This window comes from Butyrivibrio sp. NC3005 (assembly GCF_000424545.1).
GTDB lineage: Bacteria > Bacillota > Clostridia > Lachnospirales > Lachnospiraceae > Butyrivibrio.
In genome coordinates this window covers 97,916-121,740 of the sequence record NZ_KE384207.1, presented here as the reverse complement: position 1 = coordinate 121,740, position 23,825 = coordinate 97,916, and the positions used below count along the sequence as shown (strand labels likewise).

General features: G+C 34.8%; 16 protein-coding genes. 14 read left to right on the top strand and 2 right to left on the bottom strand.

Features of this window, described 5'->3' with window-relative positions; genetic code table 11:
- Positions 1-123 precede the first annotated feature (123 nt).
- From G634_RS0116525 to G634_RS0116515, 3 genes are read left to right on the top strand one after another with little or no spacing between them, the layout of a single operon-like run.
- On the top strand, positions 124-1,002 hold the full coding sequence (locus G634_RS0116525; protein ID WP_026506195.1) for a 5'-methylthioadenosine/S-adenosylhomocysteine nucleosidase family protein: 879 nt from the start codon (positions 124-126) through the stop codon (positions 1,000-1,002).
- Positions 965-1,981, top strand: coding sequence for an SPL family radical SAM protein (locus tag G634_RS0116520; protein ID WP_026506194.1), 1,017 nt, complete (start codon positions 965-967; stop codon positions 1,979-1,981). Before G634_RS0116525 ends, G634_RS0116520 begins: the two co-directional genes overlap by 38 nt.
- A 30-nt stretch (positions 1,982-2,011) precedes the next feature.
- Positions 2,012-2,740, top strand: a complete 729-nt coding sequence (locus G634_RS0116515; protein WP_026506193.1) for an SDR family NAD(P)-dependent oxidoreductase — start codon at positions 2,012-2,014, stop codon at positions 2,738-2,740.
- 320 nt (positions 2,741-3,060) lie between these two features.
- Here the strand turns inward: G634_RS0116515 and G634_RS0116510 are convergent, their stop codons facing one another.
- Together G634_RS0116510 and G634_RS19790 are read right to left on the bottom strand one after the other, a co-directional pair.
- Positions 3,061-6,546: a GLUG motif-containing protein gene (locus G634_RS0116510; RefSeq protein WP_026506192.1), complete on the bottom strand. Its 3,486-nt coding sequence runs from the start codon at positions 6,544-6,546 to the stop codon at positions 3,061-3,063.
- On the bottom strand, positions 6,536-9,139 hold the full coding sequence (locus tag G634_RS19790; RefSeq protein WP_081676690.1) for an efflux RND transporter permease subunit: 2,604 nt from the start codon (positions 9,137-9,139) through the stop codon (positions 6,536-6,538). Before G634_RS19790 ends, G634_RS0116510 begins: the two co-directional genes overlap by 11 nt.
- 310 nt (positions 9,140-9,449) lie before the next feature.
- Between G634_RS19790 and G634_RS0116500 the strand changes: the two genes are divergently transcribed.
- From G634_RS0116500 to glgA, 11 genes are all read left to right on the top strand, one after another.
- A complete protein-coding gene (locus G634_RS0116500) occupies positions 9,450-11,393 on the top strand; it encodes a bifunctional diguanylate cyclase/phosphodiesterase (protein WP_026506191.1) in 1,944 nt (647 codons plus the stop codon).
- Between the two features lie 157 nt (positions 11,394-11,550).
- On the top strand, positions 11,551-12,684 hold the full coding sequence (locus G634_RS0116495) for a DUF3048 domain-containing protein (protein ID WP_035800554.1): 1,134 nt from the start codon (positions 11,551-11,553) through the stop codon (positions 12,682-12,684).
- 95 nt (positions 12,685-12,779) lie between these two features.
- A complete protein-coding gene (locus G634_RS0116490) occupies positions 12,780-13,484 on the top strand; it encodes a YggS family pyridoxal phosphate-dependent enzyme (RefSeq protein ID WP_026506189.1) in 705 nt (234 codons plus the stop codon).
- 31 nt (positions 13,485-13,515) lie between these two features.
- A complete protein-coding gene (locus G634_RS19785; protein WP_051234204.1) occupies positions 13,516-14,115 on the top strand; it encodes a histidine phosphatase family protein in 600 nt (199 codons plus the stop codon).
- Positions 14,116-14,169: 54 nt separating this feature from the next.
- Complete coding sequence (locus tag G634_RS19780) at positions 14,170-15,516, top strand: hypothetical protein (protein ID WP_196805398.1); 1,347 nt, start codon at positions 14,170-14,172, stop codon at positions 15,514-15,516.
- 2 nt (positions 15,517-15,518) lie between these two features.
- Positions 15,519-16,187 (top strand): DUF6320 domain-containing protein, encoded by a 669-nt coding sequence (locus tag G634_RS0116475; protein WP_026506188.1) that lies wholly within the window; start codon positions 15,519-15,521, stop codon positions 16,185-16,187.
- Between the two features lie 21 nt (positions 16,188-16,208).
- Positions 16,209-17,414 carry a pectin acetylesterase-family hydrolase gene (locus G634_RS0116470; protein WP_026506187.1) on the top strand — a complete coding sequence of 402 codons (1,206 nt, stop codon included), beginning with the start codon at positions 16,209-16,211 and terminating at the stop codon, positions 17,412-17,414.
- Positions 17,415-17,441: 27 nt separating this feature from the next.
- The gene (truA, locus tag G634_RS0116465) at positions 17,442-18,221 is read left to right on the top strand and encodes a tRNA pseudouridine(38-40) synthase TruA (RefSeq protein ID WP_026506186.1); all 780 of its coding nucleotides are present in this window, start codon (positions 17,442-17,444) and stop codon (positions 18,219-18,221) included.
- A gap of 360 nt (positions 18,222-18,581) precedes the next feature.
- Positions 18,582-20,186 carry a transcription termination factor Rho gene (gene rho, locus G634_RS0116460; protein WP_026506185.1) on the top strand — a complete coding sequence of 535 codons (1,605 nt, stop codon included), beginning with the start codon at positions 18,582-18,584 and terminating at the stop codon, positions 20,184-20,186.
- 915 nt (positions 20,187-21,101) lie between these two features.
- Positions 21,102-22,196, top strand: coding sequence for a tryptophan--tRNA ligase (gene trpS, locus G634_RS0116455; RefSeq protein ID WP_026506184.1), 1,095 nt, complete (start codon positions 21,102-21,104; stop codon positions 22,194-22,196).
- A gap of 182 nt (positions 22,197-22,378) precedes the next feature.
- A complete protein-coding gene (gene glgA, locus G634_RS0116450) occupies positions 22,379-23,824 on the top strand; it encodes a glycogen synthase GlgA (protein WP_026506183.1) in 1,446 nt (481 codons plus the stop codon).
- Position 23,825 lies beyond the last annotated feature (1 nt).

The window sequence follows — 23,825 nt, the reverse complement described above, 5'->3', positions numbered from 1 at the left end:
GCTAAACACAGAAACTTGCATTCAGCTAATATGAACATGTACTTGAAATATAATAAGTACACTTTATATATTTATATCGGATGAATGTTTATTTTTATTATAGTGTAGAAAGAAAAAATAAAAATGATTTGTATAATGACTGCTCTTTTTCAGGAAGCAAAGCCTTTTATTAAATATTTTGACCTGAAAAAAATAAATGTTAATCTTCCATTTCCCATATATACAGGAGCTAAAGAAGATAATGAAATTTATCTGATTATTTCAGGAGTTGGGATGATTAAGGCATCAGCTGCTGTTGGTGCTTTTTTTTCGTGGATAAAATTTGAACAGAAAGCTTTTTATGAGGATTGTGATATTGTAAATATTGGAAGCTGCGGATCTGTAAATGAAAGTGATATAGGTAACATTTTTAGAATCAATAAGATTTTGAACAAAGATAGTGGCAAGTCATTTTATCCGGATCTTTTGATGGTATCCGAGTTAAAAGAGGCGGTAATTGAATCTGGAAGCAGGATATATCAAAAAAATACAGCTGGTTGTGAACTCCTTTTTGATATGGAGGCAGCTTCTATTTATGAAGCAGGAAATTTTTTTGTAGGCCCTGATAGGATGCACTTTTTGAAGGTGGTATCTGATGCTGGAAATAGTAATATTGATGCCACGTTTTTGGAAAATGTTATGGACAAAAACAAAGAGACTATCAGCTGTTTTATTGAAAATCTTATAGAATTCAGGAAATCCCAGAAAGAAACTATATTTGATGATAATAAATATACTGAGTATATGGATCTTTTTGAGAAAATAGCCTTGCAGCTTCATGCATCGGTCACTATGAAGGCTAAAATAAAGCAGTTGATGAATTATGCTTTTCTTGCTGGGATAGATGTTAAAACAAAATATGAAACTTTTGAGGAAAGAGGAGTTGTTCCGTGCAGAGACAAAAAGGCAGGAAAGAAGGTTTTAGATGAATTGCAAAACTTTATATGCGGCACAGGCATTTAGTCATATATATGTTGAAAAAGAACTTGTTAATAATAAAAAAGCGCAGGAGATAATTTCGTCTTTTCCTGGTGCTGTGGTAATTACAATTGATCATTATAAGGATGTTTTCAATAGAAAAAAGCAGGATGTAAAAAAGCAGCATCTTTCTCAAAATCTTATTCTTGCCAGTAAAAAAGGTCAGCTTTTGTACAAAGGTGCACCTGTATGTCAGAGCTTTGGAAGAGAGCATTTTTACTATACTTCATGCATGATGAACTGCATTTACGATTGTGAGTATTGTTATTTAAAGGGAATGTATCCTTCTGGAAATCTTGTTATTTTTTTAAATCTTGATGATATTTTCTCAGAAACCGAGAAGTTACTGCAAGAGTTTCCTGTTTATTTATGTGTTTCATATGATACAGATATGATGGCACTGGAGAATTTAACTGGTTTTGTAAAAAGATGGGTTGAATTTACTAAGGTACACGAAAATCTTACTATTGAAATACGAACAAAATGTGGAAGAACTGATATTTGGAATCAAATTGATAGCTGCGATAGAGTCATTTTTGCTTATACGATTTCACCAGAAGAAATTATTGATAAATTTGAGAAAAAGACGTCAACTCTTAGTCAGAGATTACAGGCAGCAAAAATGGGAATTGAGAATGGATTTAAAGTAAGACTATGCTTTGATCCAATGATTTATACTCCTGATTTCAAAACTGTTTATAAAAAGATGATGGATGAAGTTCTAAGTAATATCGATATAACTAAGGTTAAAGATTTTAGTGTTGGAAGTTTTAGAATATCTGACAGTTATCTAAAGATAATGAGAAAACAGGAGAGAACATCTGCAGTTTGTTGGTATCCTTTTGAACTAACGGATGGATATTATCATTATCCTGATAATCTTACAAAGAACATGGAAGAATATCTGGTAAATTTAATAATGGATAAAGATGCAGGTGCAAGCATATTTAGATGGCAAGAGTAGCAAAGATGAAAATGGAGGAATTTCGGATTTATGGCTAATAAGAATGTTTTGTTAACAGGTGCGTCATCCGGAATAGGAATGGAAATATCCAAGAGTTTGTGCAATCTTGGGTATGAGGTGTATGGAATTGGAAGATGCTTTGATAATACAAAAAAAGAACTCCTTCAAAATGAAAAATTCCATAAAATAGAATGTGATTTATTAGATGAAGAATCTTTTAATATCATAGGTAAGTTAAATAAGGAAAATCCAATAGATATACTTATAAATAATGCCGGAGTTGCCTATTATGGACTTCATGAAGAAATAAATCCTTCCAAAATTCGGAAGATTATAAGAACGAATGTGGAAATTCCAATGATACTGACTCAGATGCTTCTGAGAGGTTTAAAAGAAAGAAAGGGAATGATAATAAACATTTCCTCTGTTACAGCTATAAATAGTGCTAATCCACATGGAGCAGCATATGGAGCAAGTAAAGCGGCACTTCTTAGTTTTACAAATAGTCTTTTTGAAGAAGTAAGAAAATATGAAGTTAAAGTTACTTCAATAATGCCGGATATGAGTAAAACAGGCCTTTACAGGAATGCGGATTTCGAGACAGATGATGATAAAAGAGCATATCTTGAACCAGGTGAAGTTGCAAAAGCAGTTGAATATATAGTGGAAAGACCAGAAGGGGTAGATATCACTCAAATGGTATTACGTCCCCAGTTCCACAGAATAAAAAGAAAAAAACGAAGTGACAAAAATCTATGACTTCTTGCTGAGATTTAGGATAATCATCAGCAAGAATCCTGCTTCGCAGGACAAAATTTGTCTTAACGACAAATTTTGGTCTGGTACGGTTCTTGATTTTCCTGATGAAAACAAGAACCTATAGTTTTTAATCACTTCATTTTAATAGTTGAGTTTTGCTGGCTTGTAATATTTCATGAGCAGAACTGTTTATAAACGTTGGTTCTTAGGTTCTGTATTTTAGAACCTTAGAACCATTACGTTTATAATCAAGCGGAAGCGTGTCTGCGACGAAATATACAAACAGCAATACGGACTAGAAAAAGCAAAGCAACAAAAACCTATGACTTTTTGTTTGGCACATCCTTAGAATTTGCCTTGTCCGTACTTTCAGTTTTTTCAGATTCTTTTTTGGAAGATTTTCTTTTTCTTCTTTTTACAATTCCTTTGATAATGAAAAGCAGTATTATAACACCTAGTATGGTAGGAATTATGATTACCAATTTGCTATTAAGAAAATTGGTTGTATCAGGTGAGTAAACGATAATGTTAAACACTTGCCCTTCAGCTTCAAAAGTAACGTATTTTCCATAGGTTGATGAATTAAGCTCTTTAATTCCATCTTTTGTATCTAAGCAAATTTTTACTTTAGATAGGTCTGAAGAAGACATTTCGGTAGGTGGAAGATATCTAAATACATGTGACTTACTTCCATCTTCTGGGACAATAATCTTAATACTTTCAATTGGCAAATATTCGATTTTATTACCAAACTTACCAGTTTCTATAACTTTCTTTTCATCGGGAATAGATGTAGTATCTCCGATAGGCAGGAGGCTTATAAGAAGCTTATCATTCTCTTTAAAATGTCCGTCTGCTAGTAGAATTCTAACACCACTATCTCTTGTTAAATCAGAACCTATAAGTGTTCCGACTCTACCATATTCAGCAGTGACAGTCACATCTTCAGTGATTTTAGAAAAATCCGTTCTGTCCCATGTACCATGGAAACCTTCTTTGGAAGGAACTTTAGGAATATCGGATTTTTTTAGCTCACTTCCGTATTTGACTAAGATGTTTGAAATAATCTTATCGTCTGCTTTGAAAGTTATTCTTAAAGCTTTAAAATCTTCAGGAATATTTGCCTGTTTTAACATTTTATCGTAGGATGTTCCCTCTGCGATTTTGTCATAACTTATTCCATCTATACCTTGAAGTTTTTTTGAATAATAGGTATTTCCTAATACTTTTGAAGCGCTTTCGCTGTCAAGGCATCCTGCAATTGCTCCTACGTTTTGTGTATAGTTTCTTACATTTACCATGGAAGAGCAGTTCTTTATTTCGTAGCCATAGCCTGCTATACCACCAATATATTTGGCACCGGAAAGATAACATTTAGCATAGCTTTGTAATACGGTATTTTTACTGTAACCTATAATTCCGCCGACATAATCGCCTTCACAGGATATTTCACCGTAGTTTTCACAGGTATATATAATACCCATTTCCATATGTCCGGCAATGCCACCGGCGTATTGATTCTTGCTATATATGCTGCCATTGTTTTTGCATGAATCAACTATTGCCTTGGTTTTCATTTCATAATTGATAGATGTTTTACCAATTTGAGCAATATCATCTTCTGGATTGAAATCATATTCGATGCTGGCCAGTCCGATTATTCCACCAGAATTGTTATCACTGTTAACATCGCCATCATTAGAGCAGGCTGTTATACGTCCTGTGGTGGATTTTGAAATATCAGTACCTGATATATCTTCTATATTATCCTTTGGATCAACGCTTTTATCTCTGGTTTTTTTGGCATTATCAGTTACAATATTTCTTATGTTATCCATATGCTTTCTGATGGATTCCATTTTGCTTAAAGAATTGTTAACTTCATTTGAAGCTTTATCCTGTATATATGCAAACTCGGAAAGCATAGAAGAAAGTGAAGCATAAACGTTTTCACTTACATGGTCTGAAACAGCATTGCTGGTACCTAAAGTGTCATTCAAGTTATTTAATGATTGAATCATTTTATCTATTTTTGATGCTGAATCAGGCACATTTTTTAATGATGAGGACAGTGTCTTTATCGAGTCTGTGATTCCTGAACCATCATAATCTTTTACAGTTCCTACAATTTTATCTGCAAAGAATTTAGATGCATTTTCTGTTGCTTTGGACATGGAAGAAATAGCGGAGAAGAAGTCAGTAAAACACTTGGTTATCTCGGATTTTTTCTCATCTGTATTAAGGTATTCAACGTACTTTCTTGAATACATCTTTGCTTTTTCTTCTTTTGTTGTTTCTTCTGTAGAGTTTTCCTCAACATATTTTGCAGCATATTCATCTGCTGCCTTTGTTATATCAGACAGTTTATTAGCACTATCTGACATTTGTTTTGAACCATCAGCAAGCTTTTGGGAATCTTCATCAAGACGTTTTTGGTCAGCTTCTGTCAGTTCATGGTTTTTCTTATAATCTTCAATGTGGCTTCTTACACTGTCTGCATTTGATGTAACTGTGTTAGTGTAATTCTGAATCTCATTAGAAATAGAAGAGAGATTTTTCAATACATCACTATTGGTATCAAGTGCATTTCCTACAGTAGAAGAAGCTTCATCTGAGAGTTGTTTAAGGTTATCAGATGCTTTATTGGCATGTGCTGTCATTTTATTTAAGTGGCTATTGATATCACTGTTGGCTGAGCCGGTACTAGTAATCATGCCTTTTGACAAATTACTTATAGCTGCAAGTTCGGAATTAAGGCTGTCTATGGTATCAGGTGTGAAATCAAGCTCTATATAAGGCTGGAGCTGACCAGTTATACCTCCGATATCTTTTCTTCCTTTAATTGTTCCTGTATTCTTGCAGTTTTGAATAAATCCTTCGCTTCGGCCGGCAATGCCGCCTGTGTTGTAACCTACATGTTCGTAGCCAATATCAGCATGGTTTTCAGAACTTTTGACAGTACCTGTATTAAAACCGACAATTCCGCCGGCATCAGTTCTTACATGAACATTTTCAGCAGAATTGACATCACCTGTCTGAAGAATGTTTTCGAGTGAGTTAGATATTCGTTCACTGGAAATAGGTGTATCAACATAGGTTGTGTTTACTTTTGCTCTGTTAACACACTTTTCAATGCGGCCAAGATTATACCCTACAATACCACCTATGTAAGAAGTTCCTATAATATTTCCGTCAGATTCACATCTGAATATGTAGGCATCTTTTTGGTTGGTACCAACAATGCCACCAATACTTGAATCGGCATTTACACTTCCTCTGAATGTACAGTCTGAAATAATACCAAAATTGCTTCCAACAATACCGCCTATGTCTTTTTGCTGGCCGCTTGGACGCATGATACCTTCAACATTAAGATTCTGAATAACACCACCTTTTTGGAGTATTCTAAAAAGCCCCAGACTACTCATAGGAGTATTGTTGCCTACGTTCTTAATTGTATGATTATTACCCTCAAAGAGCCCACCAAATGTTGGAATAGGCTCAAAAAAGCCTTCAGGAAAAGTGATATCTTTATCCAAAATGACTTTCTTGTCTCTTGAATAGGAATCAAGGCTGCATTTTCTGGCAAATTCAATCAGCTTATCATAGGAGTCTATATGAATTTCGTTTGTGCATCGTTCCATATTTTCCTGTAATCTGTCTTTTGCTTTGGCATAGGCTTTTGATACATTTTTTTCAGCAAAAATATATTTATTATTGAGAGCATCAAAAGTGCCAAAGGTTCCAAAGATAAGTGTGAATATTATCAAAAATGTAATTGGATACTTTAAGTGCTTATTTTTCATCTGACTCATCCTCCGAAACATCAACAATGTCATTTGCTTCGATTAGATTCTCTTCAATTATGCCGTCATCTTTTTTCTCCATATCACCCGAAAGAAGAATTGCACTGACATCACCGCGTACAACAGCGTTCATAGAACCTATTACAGTACCGTTTATTGTTCCACGTATCATACCGTTTACAACAATTGTACCTGTTTCGTTTCTGGTATGAACAGGTCTGGAGATATCGAAGGTTGTCATTGATATTATCTTGTCGCCGACTATCAGTATTTGAGGCAGTACGAACATTACAAGGAATACAGAAATAAGTGTTCCTCGTCCAAGACACTGGCCAATTCCTGCAATACATGGATCGGAAGTCATTTGTCCAATAAACACACCGGCTAGTATCATCATAGAACCAGAGGTTATGATAGTCGGGAATGCGAAGTTGAGTGATTCGATTATGGAATCTTTTCGGCTCATGGTTTTTCTAAGCTCGGTATATCTACTGGATATAACAATAGCGTAATCGATATTTGCACCCATCTGAATGGAACTTACGATAAGGTATCCCATAAAGAACAGGTTTTGATGTTCAATTGTCGGGAAGGAGAAGTTAATGAAAATGGCTCCTTCAATGACTGCAATCAGCAAAACAGGAAGTCCTGCAGACTTGAAAGTAAAGAGCAGGATAACCAATACGAAGAATGCAGATACAATACTTACAACGATATTATCTTTTTCGAAACTTGTTCTAAGGTCTCTTTGGCTAGTAGAGTTACCAGCAACATATATGCTGTTAGGTTCATACCAAGGCTCTGCAATTTCATGAATTTTTTGCAAAAATGCAAAAGTCTCGTCACTTTCTTCAGGAAGTGTAAGGTAGACGAGGATACGATCATATTTTTGACCTTGAAGCTGCTTTCTTCCGTCAGTAATCGCTTTATTAGCATCTGAGAGAGTTTTGTAGGTATCTGCGTCAAGATGTACATAACCTTCTTCAATCTTGGAATAGGCATACTGAATCATATCCATAAGAGTAATCTTATAAGAAGATATTCCGCCTATAATCTGACCATATTCTCCTTTATCTGCAGCATATGCACTGTATATTACAAGGCATGCATCATAATCAATTGACAAAAGCTCTGAAAACTGTCGAGGTGTAAGTTTATCTGTTAATTTGTAATTGTCCATTGCGGTTGTATTTGCAAGGCCTACGCAGTGGTCAACTTCCTTACACTGTTCAAGTGCTGAAATAAAAGCGCTCTCCTTAGAATAGTTAGATCCTGGGACTACGACAGCAACAAAGTTTTCTTTGCCAAAAGTGTCTGTAATCATATTATCTGCAATCTGAGTGTCATTAAGAACAGGAGTAGATAAAGTGGAGTAACCATAAACATAAGGGCAGTTTTGGGAAAAATAAAAAGCAAGTGCGAATATGCCTACGAACACAAGAGGTACGATATGTCTAGTGTTATAAGCAAGTTTTCCACACCAGCTGATTTTTGGAACAAAGTTCTTGTGTTTTGTTTTGTCCATAACTTTAGAGAAAATAACGATAAGTCCGGGCATTAGTGTGAAAACAGAAAGAAGGCTAAGTAAAATAGCTTTTATAAGCACAATACCCATATCAGCACCTATTTTGTATTGCATAAAAATAAGTGCAAAAAGACCTGAAATTGTAGTAAGTGAACTGGAGAAAATTTCAGGAATTGATTTAGATAAAGCTACTATAACAGCATCTCTAACACTTAATCCGCCGTTGTATTCTTCTTTGTATCTGTTACAAAAGATAATTGCATAGTCAACAGACAATGCTAACTGCAGTATCGAAGAAACTGAGTTGGATACAAAAGAAATAGTTCCAAATAAAAAGTTTGTACCACTATTAATTATCATGGATACAACGAAAGTAAGTCCAAGAACAGGGATTTCTCCATAGGACTGGCTTGTTATTATAAGTACAGTAACTACGACAACAGCTACCAAGAGAATGATTTTCTGCATTTCTTCAGCAATAATATCAGCCTGTTGTGAACCAAGAGATGTAGAAACATAAATATCATAATCAGATAATTCGTTTTTGATTTTGTTCAAAGCTTCAAGGGCTCTGTCATCGGTTTCAGCATAAGAAAATGTAATAGTATAAAGTGCAGAACCATTATTGTAGTGTTTGACAAAATCTTTCATGTCGGCTTCACTATCTGTGAAATCTACACTTGATACTCCATCCATATGCGAAATCTTTTTTTCCATATTTTGAGCATCAGGATAGGAGATATTAGCAACCATTATTTTGGCACTTCCAAATGTGGTGAACTGATCATCCATAAGAACAATGGTTCGCCTTGTTTCAGTATTGTCACTTAGATACTTTGCAAGGTCATCCTCTACTTTTACCCAGTTTTTAGCAAAAACAGAGAATATTATTACAAGTATGTACAATAAGAAAAAAAGCATTCTTTTATCAACGATGAAAGAAGCAATTTTTATTAGTGGCGAAGATTCAATTTTGTCGCTGCTTTCATCAGCATCGGAATTTGAATCATTTGCGACCTTATTTTCAAGTGGTTCTTCTTGAGAAATATTTTCAGATTGTTTTTCCATTTAAACCTCCGTTTTGTATTTTTTAGAGAAATCGAATATATAAAATTCGTTTCTCCTTCTAACTTAACTGCTTAGAATATAAAGCCGATATATGTTTTGAGAAAATTTACATTTTGGGTCTGTTATATTTTCTGCAACAAACATATTAACAAGTGTTGATAGAAAATTCAAACATTCTGCAAAAAATATTTATTTTCTTATGTAATTTTTATCGGCGTGAAAAGAATTTTGTTGAGAGATTCAATGCATGAGTTTGTTGCTCCAATCATGTACAAACTAGCATGAAGTAACAAGTTAAGTGAGGAATGAGATGTATATTTGGAATTATGACTTTTCGGTTGTGTCATTTATAGTCATTCTGATTATTATTCTGTTCTATGGAAGACGGGGATATCTTCCGCTTAGAAGGAATATCTTCTATCATATGTTTTTGTGGGGAAGCATTATAATGATATCTTTGGATATGTTTTCGACATATATGATAAGCAACTATGAAAAATATTCGTCTTATTTGGTAGTTCTTGTTACTACTGTTTTCTTTTATTCTGTAGCTGGAGTTGTGCTTGTTTTTTTCTGCTACAACAGATCAATGTGCAATCATGTTGATATTAGAAAACACTATATAGGTGGTATATATTATTTGCCGGCAGTGATCACTTTTTTTGTTTGCTTTTTAAATATTTTTTTCCGTTTTATGTTTGATGTTAATGAAGTAACCGGATATGAAAAGGGAAGATTCTATAATTGGATATCCATGTATATTATTTTATATAGTATATTGGGTATTTTTAATACGGAGCTTTTTCGTAAGAGTTTTACCTGGAATCAGCGGGCAAGCTTTATTATTTCCTGGATAATTTTAGGCACAGGAAGTGTTATTAGAACCTTTTTTCCTAAGCTAATGGTAGTTAATGTTGCAATGTCGCTGATTCTGCTTATTTTGTACTTATCACATCAAAATCCAGAATATTATCTTGATAGAGCAACAGGTTTATATAATGATTATGCTTTCAGAGAAAATGTAGATGTATGGACAAGATATGGAACTCCAGGATCTATTATTGGAGTTTCAATAGGCGGGTATGAAGATCTTCGCAGGATGTATGGAGGCCCTGTGATAGAAGAGGTTAAAAGAGAAATTGCGGAATATTTAAAGAAAGTAGCTGCTAAAAATCCGGTTTTTTATATGAAGCAGGGACGTTACAGTATTATTTACAAGGGAAATAAGGATGGCACTGTATTGGCTAATGATATAAGATTACATTTTCAGGAGTCTATGGGTATTATCGTGGACGGAAGGAATGTCCTTGTAAGGGTTAGGCCTGTTATTGTTTATTATCCTACGCTCGTAAGGCAGGGAAGTGCTGAAAAGATAAGGCGTTTTCTATTGCAGGCGCTTAGAAGAGTAGAAGACAGTCAGCTTTATGAAGTTGTTCCAATAGATGCAGATATGATTGGAAGGATGAATCATTATCTTCTAGTAGAAAAAGCATTAGAGAAAGCGATAGAAGAAAAGTCTGTAAAAATATATTATCAGCCTGTTTTTTCTGCATCACAAAAAAGAGTTACTTCTTGTGAAGCATTAGCTAGAATTGAAGATGAAGAAATTGGACCGGTTCTTCCTGATGAATTTATAACTGTGGCAGAACAAAATGGAAGTATTATAGAACTTGGAGGACAGATTTTTGAGAAAGTTTGCTTGTTCCTTCGGAAAGTAGATATAAAGAAATTTGGAATACAACATATACAGATTAATCTTTCTTTCGTTCAGTGTCAGGATGAGAGAATCATATATGAGTTTTTATCAACATTGAAAAAATATAAGATTGATCCTTCTTTAATTTGTCTGGAAGCAACAGAAAAGGCTACGGCAGAGCTTATGAAAAATGAACCACAGGTACAGCTTCTTAAAGATAAAGGGATTATTTTTTCTTTGGATGATTTTGGAGTTGGCTATTCCAATATAGTAGAGCTTTTCAAATTCCCTGTTTCTATTGTCAAAATTGATAAAAGTATAATATGGGCTTATTTTGATGGAACGAATAAAATTTTGGAAGATATTATTCCTTTTTTTCACAAAAATAAAGTGGAAGTGGTTGCACAAGGTGTTGAGTACGAAGAGATGAATAGGATTCTTATTAGGATGGGATGCGACTATTTACAGGGATTTTATTTTTCAAAACCTATACCGGAGAGTGATTTTTTACCGTTTGTTTTAACTAATGCACCGCCTCGTAAACGACTCAGGGGATAAAAATTATTGTTTTTTAATTGTCGTTTAAGCTTTTTTTTGCTAAAATAGACAAAGTGAGCTTTTTACGTTTTGGGTAAATGGCTGGTGCTTACTCTTAAGTGCCGATTAAAAATCAGAATATTATATGACTGCATGTTCAGTCGGAAAGAGAATAAGTATGAAAAGAAAGATTGCGTCTATTTTAGTAACTGGACTTTGTGCAATGACTCTGTTTGGATGCTCCAAGAAGGAAGATAACGGTTCTGTTGGTTCATCTGCTGTGACTATTGATCAGAAAAAGGAAGCTTCAGACACTGCTTCTTCTCAGAGTACAACTGCTGAAAATACAGCAAACTCCAAGGAAGTTCCTGCTGGAATGTACCTTAGCGAGATTACAGGTGAGCCTATTGATGAGTCTCTTAAGAATCAGCGTCCTATAGCTGTAATGGTTGATAATGAGGCAACTGCTCTTCCTCACTATGGTACAGCACAGGCTGATGTTGTATATGAGCTTATGAACAGCACGGCTAATAACAGAATTACACGTCTTATGTGTGTTGTTAAGGATTGGGGCAAGATTAAGCAGCTTGGAAGTATTCGTTCTACAAGACCTACTAACATTGTTCTTGCTGCAGAGTGGAATGCTGTTCTTTGCCATGATGGTGGTCCTTTCTATAACAATACATATTTTGGATATCCATGGGGTAAGGAACACTTCTCTGGAATCTTCTCACGTGTAAACAATGGTAAGTCAAGAGAGTTTACAGAGTATATCGTTACAGGTGATTTGGATGATGCTTTTGCAAACTCCGGTTATTCCAAAGAGTACAATTCTCACCGTGTAGAAGATGAGACACACTTTAACTTCTCTGATTATGGTACAGAAGTTGATTTGTCCAAGGCAGGTGGAGAGGTTAAGGATGTAAACGAAGTTGTTCTTCCATTCAAGCACAATGGTTCAATGCTTAAGTACAATGATAGTACAAAGAAGTATGAGTATTATGAATATGGAAAACAGCATTTAGATGCAGACTCTAAGGAGCCTCTTGCATTTACAAATGTTATTCTTCAGAGTTGTTCATTTGCTCAGCTTGACCAGAATGGCTATCTTGTATATAACTACCTTAGTGCTAACAAGAATGGTTATTACCTTACAAATGGCAAGTGCATTCCGATTACATGGACAAAGCTTGCTGAGACAGATATCACAAGATACTATGATATGAATGGTAAAGAGCTTACAATAAATTCCGGTAAGACATATATCTCACTTATTCCTGAAGACACATGGAAGAGTGTTGATTTAAAATAAAATTTAAATTGAATATGTGATAGAATAAATGCAGATATTGTTTTGATATCTGCATTTATTAATATTAAAGAAAGGTTGCTATAATAGGCTAAGATATGGGAAGCATAAGTGAAAATCTCAAAGTAGTTGAGAATAATATAATGGCTGCATGTAAAAAAAGTGGTAGAAGCAGGGATTTAGTTACATTAATTGCAGTGAGCAAGACAAAACCGGTTGCAGCAATAGAAGAAGCTATGGCTGAAGGCATAACAGTATTTGGTGAGAATAAGGTTCAGGAATTGCAGATGAAGACAGCTTCAATAAAAACACCTCTTCACTGGCACATGATTGGACATTTGCAGAATAATAAGGTCAAGTATCTTCCGGGAATGGTGGAGCTTATACATTCTGTTGACAACAAAAAGCTTGCAGATGAAATTGAGAAACAGGCTGCAAAACATGATATGGTGATGGATATTTTGTGTGAAGTCAACATGGCATGCGAAGATACTAAATTTGGATTAAGGCCGGAAGAGACAATTCCTTTTTTGAAGGAAATTTCAGGTTTGAGTCATGTAAATGTGAGAGGGCTTATGACAATAGCACCTTATACTGATAATCCCGAGAGTAACAGAATTTATTTCAAAGGACTTAGAGAATTGTTGGAAGAAGCAAATTCTATGAATATTTTTGATCACAAACTTGATGTTCTTTCAATGGGAATGACTGGAGATTATGAGGTTGCAATTGAAGAAGGTGCAACTTTTGTAAGAGTGGGCACAGGTATTTTTGGAGAACGAGATTATTCAAAAAAGAATTAAATATTTTTAGGCAGGTTAGGTTTTTGGAAAAATGATTTGGTATTTTGTTAGACACGGAGAAACATTGTGGAATAAGGAGCATCTTTTTCAAGGTGCAACAGACATTGAGTTGAACGATACAGGAAGGCAGCAGGCAAAAGAAGCTTTTGACAGACTTAATGCTCTTGGGATTTCTTTCGATAAGGTCATATCAAGCCCTTTGTGCCGAGCAGTTGAAACGGCTCATATAATAAGTGGTTTTCCAAAGGAAAAAATAATACTTGATGATCGTATTAAAGAAATGAGTTTTGGCAAACTGGAAGGGATGAAGTTCGAGCATATAAAAGAAGAATATGGCGGTTTATTTGAAAATCCAGCGATATATATTCCAAAGATGGAAGAAGAGCCATATGCCGATTTAATGGAAAGAACAGCTCTTTTCATAGAGGACTTGAAAAAATCAAAAAGTGATTGCGGTAATATTCTTATTCAGACTCATGGAGCATGTATGAGAGCACTTCTGACTAATTTAAGGAAGAGCAGATTGGAAGATTTTTGGAAAATATCTGTAGGAAATTGCGAATTTTTCCGATTTGAATATAGAGATGGAACTTTAAGAGAAATAAAGACTCCTACGATAGATGAATATTAGAAAAATGTTTGTACAATAGAATATTTACAAATACTAATGTAAGGAAGCTAAATTATGGCAGATAATAATCGCAAATGGTATCAGCTTGATAATGCAGCAAAAATAATACCTTCAACAGTTCAAGGGGCTAATACCAGAGTTTTTCGAATAAGCTGCGAATTAACAGAAAATGTTGATCCAGAGATATTACAAAATGCTCTTGACGATACGATTGATGAATTTCCTCATTTTAACTGCGTTTTAAGAAAAGGTGCTTTTTGGTATTATCTTGAGTATAGAGATAATCTGCATTGTGTGGTTCATAAGGAAAATCTTCCGCCTTGCAGTCAGTTGTATTTTCCGGGAAGAAAAACTTTATTATACAGGGTGTTTTATTACAAACGTCGTATAAGTCTTGAAATGTTTCATGTACTGGCAGATGGTACAGGTGCATTTGTCTTTTTGAAAAATATTATTACCAGGTATCTTAATCAGAAATATGATTTGCATATGGACTATGAAAGTGTTGATTCTTCAAGTAGATATGAAAAAAATGATGATGCATTTAAACATTTCTATGAAAAAAGCAATGGACTAAATCAACTTAAATCTCTTACAAGGCGAAGAGCATATCAGATTAAAGGAGAAAGAGATCAAAATCAGCAGCCTCATTTGATAGAAGGGTGTGTCTCTTCAAAACAAATATTGGAAGTTGCACACAAATATAATACTTCAGTAGGAGTTCTATCAACAGCAGTTTATGTTGCAGCTATCATTGATGAAATGACTGTAGGAGATTTCAAGAAGCCAATTGTTGTAAGTGTGCCTGTTAATTTGAGACAGTTTTTTCCATCTGAAACTACTAGAAACTTTTATGGAACTATTACAGTTGTATATGATCCTAAGGACTACAATGGAAATCTGGATTCAATAATTGAGTTCGTGAAAGATTCTTTTGCAAAGCAGTTATCTCCTGAAAGCATTCAGAAGACAATGAATTCTTATGCAGCACTCGAGCATAATCTTGCAGTAAAAGTTGTTCCGCTTTTTATTAAAGATATAGCTATTCAGTGGATAAATACTGCTTCTAAGAAAGGTGTTACCAGTACTATTTCTAATCTTGGTAATATAAAAATGCCTGAGAAAGCAGCACCGTATATAAAACGCTTTTCATGTTTTATGCCAGCGCCATCTCAGCAGATATGTGTTTCTAGCTTTGGTGACAGTTGTGTATTTGGAGAAGTTTCAGCGTATACTACTCATGAGATTATGCTTCATTTCTTTAGAAGACTTGTTAATATGGGAATCGAAGTCGAGATTACAAGTTCAGATCACAATATGGAAGAAGATAAAATAAATTTATTCAAGCATAAACTGGAAGAAAAGTTTTCAGCAGCAAATATAGGTAAAAAAGAGGAATAAATATGCAGTATTGTCCGAAATGTAAAATGAAAATCAGAGGATATAAAGTTGAATGTCCTCTTTGTCAGGGACGTCTGTCAGGTGAGCCTGAAGATGCCGCGTATCCTATTTTGAAAAAACACGTTTCAAGAGTATCTATATTGAAAATAGTTACTTTTCTGATGCTGTCTATTGAAATTATACTGTTTAATACACGATTTATCGCATCACATCAGGTTAAAACAACGATTTCATGGATTCCATTTGTAATGGCTATTGTTTTTGTAGCATGGCTTGATGCGGTTTTTGGTATTACGCTTAGAAATAATATTCTTAAAGTTGTAACATTTGAAGCATATGTTGGAATGGTTGTTTGTTTTATTGCAGATAAAATGTCAGGTTATAAAGCATGGTCTGTTACGTGGGCAATCCCGTTTATTTTCATAGGAATAGGAATATTTACATTTATAATGGGGCTTGCAACTCATGCACATCTTGAAGATTATATGTATTATCTTGTTTTTTCTGTAGTATGTTCACAGGCGCAATGGATTTTTGTGTTAAATGAAAAAAATTTCTTTATGTGGCCTGCAGTTATTTGCATGACTTTATATCTGCTATTAGCTGTTGCAGTTGTGGTATTTCGTTTTAGAGATTTCAAAAATGCTTCAGCAAAAATGTGGAATTTCTAATTGGAATAAAAGGAGGATTGAATGCCTGAAAAGAGGGTGCAAAATAAAGATAATCTTCAGCGCGGTCTTGCATTTGCATATCGTGTAGGAGATTATTTTGAAAATCGGCTGGGTAGTATGATAGAAAAAACGCCAATTGGAGCACCTGTTTTAGAGGGAGAAATGGATGCTTTTACATGGTACAGAATTCCCATTAAGGATGGCGTATCTGGAGACGGTTCTGAATATTATATTTATGCCAAAAAAGGCAGAAGTAAAAATCTGATTATCTTTTTTTCAGGTGGAGGCGTTGCATGGAATGAATATACTGCAGCAAGACCTACTACTTATGGAAGAGTAACTGCTGGAATGCCTAATTATTATTACAATAATTTACGACCGTTTACTCAGATTATGAACATTCATATTGGGATTACAGAAGTAACAAATCCCAGAAATCTGTTCAGAGATTGGAATGTTGTGGTTATTACATATGCAACAGGAGATTTTCATGTCGGTAATAATGACTTTGAATTTATAAATGCTGATGGTAACAAAGATGTTCTGCATTTTCATGGATATAAAAATTTCAGAAATGCGATGGAAGCTGCTAGAAAATTATTTGATAATCCGGAAAGCTTATTGATTGCAGGTGATAGTGCAGGGGCTTTTGCTGTGCCTGCTCTTGCAGGCGAGGTATATGAGGATTTTTATAGGGGTTGTCAAAATGTGATTCTTTTATCTGATAGTGGTCAGCTTTTATATGATGATTGGTACAGAACTGCCAAAGAAATCTGGAAATGTAAAGATGATATAGCTGATGCTATTAAGGGAGATAATATCACTGTTTGTTGGTACAAAAAGCTTTATGAAAAATATGGCGATAGATTTAATTATCTTTATGCAACTTCTACACATGACTATCTGCTTAGTGCGTATTACAATGATATAGCTAATAAAATATATGCATCGGATAGTGATGTTCAAGAAGAGTTTTTTTTACAAATGAAAAAAATGTTAAGTGAACTAAGAAATATCAATCCAAAGTTTTCTTTTTATATCAATAATTTTAAAAATAAGATGGTTATGAAAAGCGGAATGCATGGTGGTACTACACACACTAATGTTCGTTCAGTGAATTTTCATCTTGGCAATATTGATGGAATTAGTATGGAAAGATGGCTTTATGATGCATGTAACAGGAATTTATATGATGCTGGTATGAGCCTTTTAGACAAAAGGTTTTAATATATTTTATAGAGAAAGGTTTTTTTAATGAAAAGAAATTTTAAGATGGTCGTTCGCTATGATGGCACAAGATATCAGGGATGGGAGCATCAGCCTGGTGTTGAAATGACTATTGAAGGGAAGATTGAAACTGTATTAAACAGGATGATAAAAGATGAAATAGATAATAGTAAGTCAGAAGAAAGGGAATTTGTGCCTGTAAAAGTGATTGCATCGGGAAGAACAGATGCAGGAGTTCATGCAAGAGGTCAGGTGTGTAATGTTCATCTTGATACACAGTACAGCGTTGATGAAATCTGGGAATATATGAATAATTATCTCCCGGATGATATTGCAATAATTGAATTGAAAGAGGCATCTGATAGATTTCATGCAAGGTATAATGCTCTTGGAAAAACATATGTATATACTTGCTACTATGGAAAATCTAAACCAGTTTTCGATAGAAAATATGTCACTGTGTTAGAACAAATGCCAGATCTTGATAAGATGAGAGAAGCTGCAAAATATCTTGAAGGAACACATGATTTTAAGAGCTTTTGTTCAAATCCTAGAATGCGTAAGTCGACTGTCAGATGTGTTGATACTATTTCAATAGTACAGGATGGACCAAGAATAAGATTAACATTTCATGGAAACGGATTCTTGCAGAATATGGTAAGAATATTAGTAGGAACGCTTCTAGAGGTTGGCTTTGGCAGAATGACTCCAGAAAGAGTAAAAGAAGTACTCGAATTAATGGATAGAAAACTTGCAGGTCCAACTGCCAAACCACAAGGTTTGTGTCTTATGAAAGTTGATTATTAATTTAATGTTTGTTATAATTATTTTATTATTTTAAATCTCTTATGTTATTTATTATCTATTCCGATATTTAAATTGAAGATGAAAGTTTTTCATAATTATTTTTGTTTCATGCGGGAAATAGGCAGTAAGAAACTGCCTTGTGACATTTTTATTCGAATAATGCTTACATTTTTTGTGAATGTAAGCACTATTTGAAATTCTTCAGGATATCAAGTACCAGTATTTTTACTATTTCTTATTCTACCTGAAAGAATTCATTTTATTGCTACTCAGTTTGATAATCCACATAAAAAATAATTTGCTGGATAACCCAGTCTATAAGGATAAAGGAAGATACACCGAAAGGAGCCTTTAAGCACTATGAGAGAGCGGTACGAGACGCTGAAGTTAGTCGATTTACGTGAACTTGCCAAGATTCGTGGAATTAAGACAACGGGACTTAAGAAACAGGAAATCATTAACGAAATGGTTCAGCTTGATGAAGAAAAACTCAAGCAGGATAAAGTTCCAAAGACTAATGACAAAATTGAAGAGAAAGAAAAGAAAGATAATTCCGAAAAGAAAAATCAGTTAAAAGATTCCAAAAAATCAAGAGAATCAAAGAAAGTTCGAGTTTCCACAGAGAAAAAAGACATCAAAGATCAAAAAGAAATCAAAGATCAAAAATATCAAAAAGAATCAAAAGACTTGGCAAATGATAGCAGACTTCAAAAGAAAGTAAAAAATTCGAAGGATTTAAATTTCAAAGGATCAAAAGTTGTTATCACAACAGCTTCAAAAAAAGAAAATTCTCAAAATACTGCAGTGACAAGTAAAACAGAGATACCCGAGAATACACAGGCTAAAACTGTTGATGCTCAGGGAATTCTTGAAGTAATGCAGGATGGTTTTGGTTTTATTCGATGTGATAATTATCTTCCAGGAGAAGATGATGTATATGTAGCTCCTGCGTTAATTAGGAAATACGGACTTAGAACAGGAGATATTCTAAGAGGATATACCAAAGAACGCACAGGAAACGAAAAATTTGGTGCGCTTCAGGGATTGGAAAGTATAAATGGTTATACGCCAGAAGAATCAATAAAGAGATTTTCTTTTCAACGCATGACCCCTATTTTTCCTAATGAAAAGTTAAGACTTGAAAGAGAAGGCGGTTCCGTTGCTATGCGAATAATGGACATGATTTGTCCAATAGGTAAAGGGCAGCGTGGAATGATTGTTTCACCTCCTAAAGCTGGTAAGACTACTCTTTTGAAAGATGTTGCAAAATCTATTCAGAGAAATTATCCAGATATTCATTTGATTGTTCTTCTTATTGATGAAAGACCTGAGGAAGTAACAGATATAAAAGAGTCAATTACAGGTCCAAATGCAGAGGTTATTCATTCTACTTTCGATGAACTTCCAGAACATCATATTCGTGTTTCTGAGATGACTATAGAAAGAGCAAGAAGACTTGTTGAGCACAAGCAGGACGTTATGATTTTGATTGATTCCATTACAAGACTTACAAGGGCATACAACCAGGTGGTAACGGCGTCTGGACGTACTCTTTCTGGTGGTCTTGATCCTGCAGCGCTTCATATGCCAAAGAGATTTTTTGGTGCTGCTAGAAATATGAGAGAGGGCGGAAGTCTTACTATTCTTGCTACAGCCCTTATTGAAACCGGTTCTAAAATGGATGATGTGGTTTATGAAGAGTTCAAGGGAACGGGTAATATGGAACTTATTCTTGATAGGAAACTTCAGGAAAGAAGAATATTCCCGGCGATTAATATTCCAAAATCCTCAACACGAAGAGATGATCTACTTCTTAATTCAGATGAACTTGATGCAGTTAACAGAATGCGTAAGAGCTTTAATGGTGTGAAAATTGATAATGCAGTTGATCAGGTTATCAATATGTTTACACACACAAGAAATAACAGGGAATTTGTGAAGATGGTTGAAAGACAGATGATGTAAGAAAAGATTAATATTGATGTTTTTTAAATAAGTATAGATTTTTGTCACTGCGTTCCAAAAACTACGCAAACTGGCCATTAAAAAAGGCTTCGCCTTGAACCAGTTTGCCACTTGACTTTTGTTCTCACGAAACTCGCAGTAAATGCGAGTTTCTGAATATAAGTGACAAGAAGTCATACTTATTGTTACTTATTTTTGATAAATGAGTTTTGCTGGCTTGTAATATTTCATGAGCAGAACTGTATATAAACGTTGGTACTTAGGTTCTGTATTTTAGAACCTTATGTACCATTACGTTTATAATCAAGCGAAAGCGTGTCTGCGACGAAATATACAAACAGCAAAACGGATTACATAAAACAAGAACCTATAAACCAGTTGATGGCTACTAGCGTAATGCTTTTAACCGCCAGCTGGTTTTTTATTTGCGACTTTATTTGCAAAAAGTTCAGGGGAATGAATGTTGGTAATAAAAAAGCCGCCTTGAAAAGGCGACATCTATTTAATATATTAAACAACTAAAAAGTTGATATCTTTGGGAGGAGGGGTCGCTAGGCGGGGAACCCAACGACCCGGTATGAAAAAAGTTTTATTGGGGGAGTCAGAAGCGCCTCACCGCTTCTGATATGTCTATATTAAATGAAAAATATGAACAAAATATGAACATACGGATAATATAGTGTGAACACATACGGAAATAAAGATAATAAGCAAACGAAATATCGCATTATTGGACTTTTTGATATATTTGCGTATATCATATAACAAAATTTGGTTTATTGCAAGAAAAATAAGCAGTTTTTTCGGCGGCTTATTTATGGTATAATATTAAAGATAGTGTTTCGAAAATAGAAGACATGTTTGATTTCTTTTTTTCGATTGCTCTATTCAAAGAAAGTGGAGGAGAGTTAGAAGATGGACAAAGTTATACTGACCGGAGATAGACCAACCGGTAAACTTCATGTTGGTCACTATGTCGGTTCACTTAAACGAAGAGTTGAACTTCAAAATTCCGGCACGTTTGACAAGATTTATATTATGATAGCAGATGCTCAGGCTTTGACTGATAATGCTCATAACCCCGAGAAGGTTAGACAGAATATTATCGAAGTTGCTCTTGACTATATGTCTGCTGGTCTAGACCCTGAAAAGGTCACATTTCTTATTCAATCACAGATTCCGGAACTCACAGAATTAACATTTTATTATGCTAATTTGGTTACTGTTGCAAGGCTTAAGAGAAATCCTACTGTTAAGTCTGAAATTGGTATGCGTGGATTTGGTGAAAGTATTCCTGCAGGATTCTTTACTTATCCTATCAGCCAGGCAGCAGATATTACAGCTTTTAAGGGAACAGTTGTTCCAGCTGGAGAAGATCAGGAACCAATGATTGAGCAGTGTCGTGAGATTGTTCGCTCTTTCAATGGTATTTATGGCGATGTTTTGGTTGAACCTAAGATTTTACTTCCAGACAATAAGGCATGTCTTAGACTTCCTGGAATTGATGGAAATGCCAAGATGAGTAAATCACTTGGAAACTGTATTTATCTTTCAGAGAGCGCAGATTCCATCAAGAAGAAAGTAATGAGCATGTTTACTGATCCTAATCACATTAGAGTTGAAGATCCTGGTAAGGTTGAGGGCAATCCTGTATTTACTTACCTTGATGCATTTGCAAGAGATGAACATTTTGCAGAATTTGCACCTGATTATCAGAATCTTGATGAGATGAAGGCTCACTATATGCGTGGAGGTCTTGGTGATGTTAAAGTTAAGAAGTTTCTTCTTAATGTTATCAATGCTGAACTTGAACCTATACGTAAACGTCGCGAAGAGCTTCAGAAAGATATCCCTGCAATTTACGATATCTTAAAGAAGGGAAGTGAAGCAGCTGAGCAGGTTGCTGCTAATACTTTGGACGAAGTTAAGAGTGCAATGAAGATTAATTATTTTGATGATAAGGAACTCATTGCAATGCAGAGTGCAAAATACACTCCTAGTGAAGATTGAAAATTTACTGTGAAAGGTTTTTAAAATCTGCAGCAGAAGGTGGCAGTGATAAGTCTTATGCATTGCCTTAAGAAATAGAAGAACTGTATATTTTGGAGAAATAAGCCGATAGTTAAAATAAATGGTATATTAAAGTAAATAATGCTATTGCGAAAGTGGTAGCTAAGAGAGGAAGCAAGGCAATGAAGAATATTCTATTTGTGGCATCTGAAGGTGTTCCTTTCATAAAGACTGGTGGACTTGCAGATGTTGTTGGATCTCTTCCGAGAGATATTGATTCCAGATATTTTGATGTACGTATCATTATGCCTAAGTATGCATGCATGTCCCAGAAGGTTAAAGACCAGATGGAGTATGTTTCGAATTTCTATATGGACTTTCACTGGAAACAGGAGTACGTGGGAATATTTCATTCTCAGGTTAATGGTATTCATTATTATTTTATTGACAATGAATTTTATTTTAGTGGTATGAAGCCTTATGGAGATGATCCTAAATTTGAAATCGAAAGATTCGCATTTTTCTCTAAGGCGGCGCTTAGTATTTTACCTGTTATTGATTTTCGTCCTGATATTATACATTGCCATGACTGGCAGACGGGACTTGTGCCGGTTTATCTCAAGGAACGTTTCCAGGCAAATGATTTCTATCGTGGAATTAAAGCTATTATGACTATTCATAATCTTAAATTCCAAGGTAGATGGGACAAGAAGGAAGTGCAGGATATTACAGGTCTTCCAGATTATTTTTTCACTCCTGACAAATTGGAGATGTACGGCGATGCTGATATGTTAAAAGGTGGAATGGTCTTTGCTGATGCCATTACAACTGTATCAGAGACATATGCTGAAGAGATTAAAACAACATTCTATGGTGAAGGTCTAGATGGTCTTCTTCGCTCTAGAACCAATGATCTTAGAGGCATTGTTAATGGTATTGATTATGAGGATTTCAATCCAACTACTGACAGATTTATTGAATATCAGTACGATGAGATTAATTTCCGCAAGGAAAAAATCAAGAATAAGAGAGCTCTTCAAAAAGAACTTGGTCTTGCTGAAGATGATAGAACAATGATGATTGGTATTGTTTCCAGACTTACTGATCAGAAGGGTTTTGATCTTATTAGCTGTGTCATGGATGAACTTTGTCAGGATGCAGTACAGTTCGTAATTCTTGGAACAGGAACAGAACAGTATGAGAATATGTTCCGTCACTTTGCATGGAAATATGGTGATAAGGTTTCTGCTAATATTTATTATTCAGAAGCTATGTCACATAAGATTTATGCTGCAAGCGATGCTTTTCTTATGCCTTCTTTGTTCGAGCCATGCGGATTGTCACAGCTTATGGCACTTCGTTATGGAACTCTTCCAATAGTTCGTGAAACGGGCGGTCTTAAAGATACTGTTGAACCTTATAACAAATATGAGGGAACAGGAACAGGTTTTTCTTTCTTGAATTATAATGCTCATGAGATGATGCGCACAGTTCGTGATGCTGAGGCTTTGTATTATGATAACAAAAGAGAGTGGAACAAGATGATTGACAGGGCTATGGCAGTTGACTTCTCATGGAAGGTATCTGCTAGTAAATACCAGGAAATGTATGACTGGTTAAGACCGTAAA

What these genes read in the sequence shown, in the direction of transcription:
- G634_RS0116525 (WP_026506195.1), top strand. Translation starts at nt 124, where the DNA reads ATGATTTGTATAATGACTGCTCTTTTTCAGGAAGCAAAGCCTTTTATT.
- G634_RS0116520 (WP_026506194.1), top strand. Translation starts at nt 965, where the DNA reads ATGAATTGCAAAACTTTATATGCGGCACAGGCATTTAGTCATATATAT.
- G634_RS0116515 (WP_026506193.1), top strand. Translation starts at nt 2,012, where the DNA reads ATGGCTAATAAGAATGTTTTGTTAACAGGTGCGTCATCCGGAATAGGA.
- G634_RS0116510 (WP_026506192.1), bottom strand. Translation starts at nt 6,546, where the DNA reads ATGAAAAATAAGCACTTAAAGTATCCAATTACATTTTTGATAATATTC.
- G634_RS19790 (WP_081676690.1), bottom strand. Translation starts at nt 9,139, where the DNA reads ATGGAAAAACAATCTGAAAATATTTCTCAAGAAGAACCACTTGAAAAT.
- G634_RS0116500 (WP_026506191.1), top strand. Translation starts at nt 9,450, where the DNA reads ATGTATATTTGGAATTATGACTTTTCGGTTGTGTCATTTATAGTCATT.
- G634_RS0116495 (WP_035800554.1), top strand. Translation starts at nt 11,551, where the DNA reads ATGAAAAGAAAGATTGCGTCTATTTTAGTAACTGGACTTTGTGCAATG.
- G634_RS0116490 (WP_026506189.1), top strand. Translation starts at nt 12,780, where the DNA reads ATGGGAAGCATAAGTGAAAATCTCAAAGTAGTTGAGAATAATATAATG.
- G634_RS19785 (WP_051234204.1), top strand. Translation starts at nt 13,516, where the DNA reads ATGATTTGGTATTTTGTTAGACACGGAGAAACATTGTGGAATAAGGAG.
- G634_RS19780 (WP_196805398.1), top strand. Translation starts at nt 14,170, where the DNA reads ATGGCAGATAATAATCGCAAATGGTATCAGCTTGATAATGCAGCAAAA.
- G634_RS0116475 (WP_026506188.1), top strand. Translation starts at nt 15,519, where the DNA reads ATGCAGTATTGTCCGAAATGTAAAATGAAAATCAGAGGATATAAAGTT.
- G634_RS0116470 (WP_026506187.1), top strand. Translation starts at nt 16,209, where the DNA reads ATGCCTGAAAAGAGGGTGCAAAATAAAGATAATCTTCAGCGCGGTCTT.
- truA (WP_026506186.1), top strand. Translation starts at nt 17,442, where the DNA reads ATGAAAAGAAATTTTAAGATGGTCGTTCGCTATGATGGCACAAGATAT.
- rho (WP_026506185.1), top strand. Translation starts at nt 18,582, where the DNA reads ATGAGAGAGCGGTACGAGACGCTGAAGTTAGTCGATTTACGTGAACTT.
- trpS (WP_026506184.1), top strand. Translation starts at nt 21,102, where the DNA reads ATGGACAAAGTTATACTGACCGGAGATAGACCAACCGGTAAACTTCAT.
- glgA (WP_026506183.1), top strand. Translation starts at nt 22,379, where the DNA reads ATGAAGAATATTCTATTTGTGGCATCTGAAGGTGTTCCTTTCATAAAG.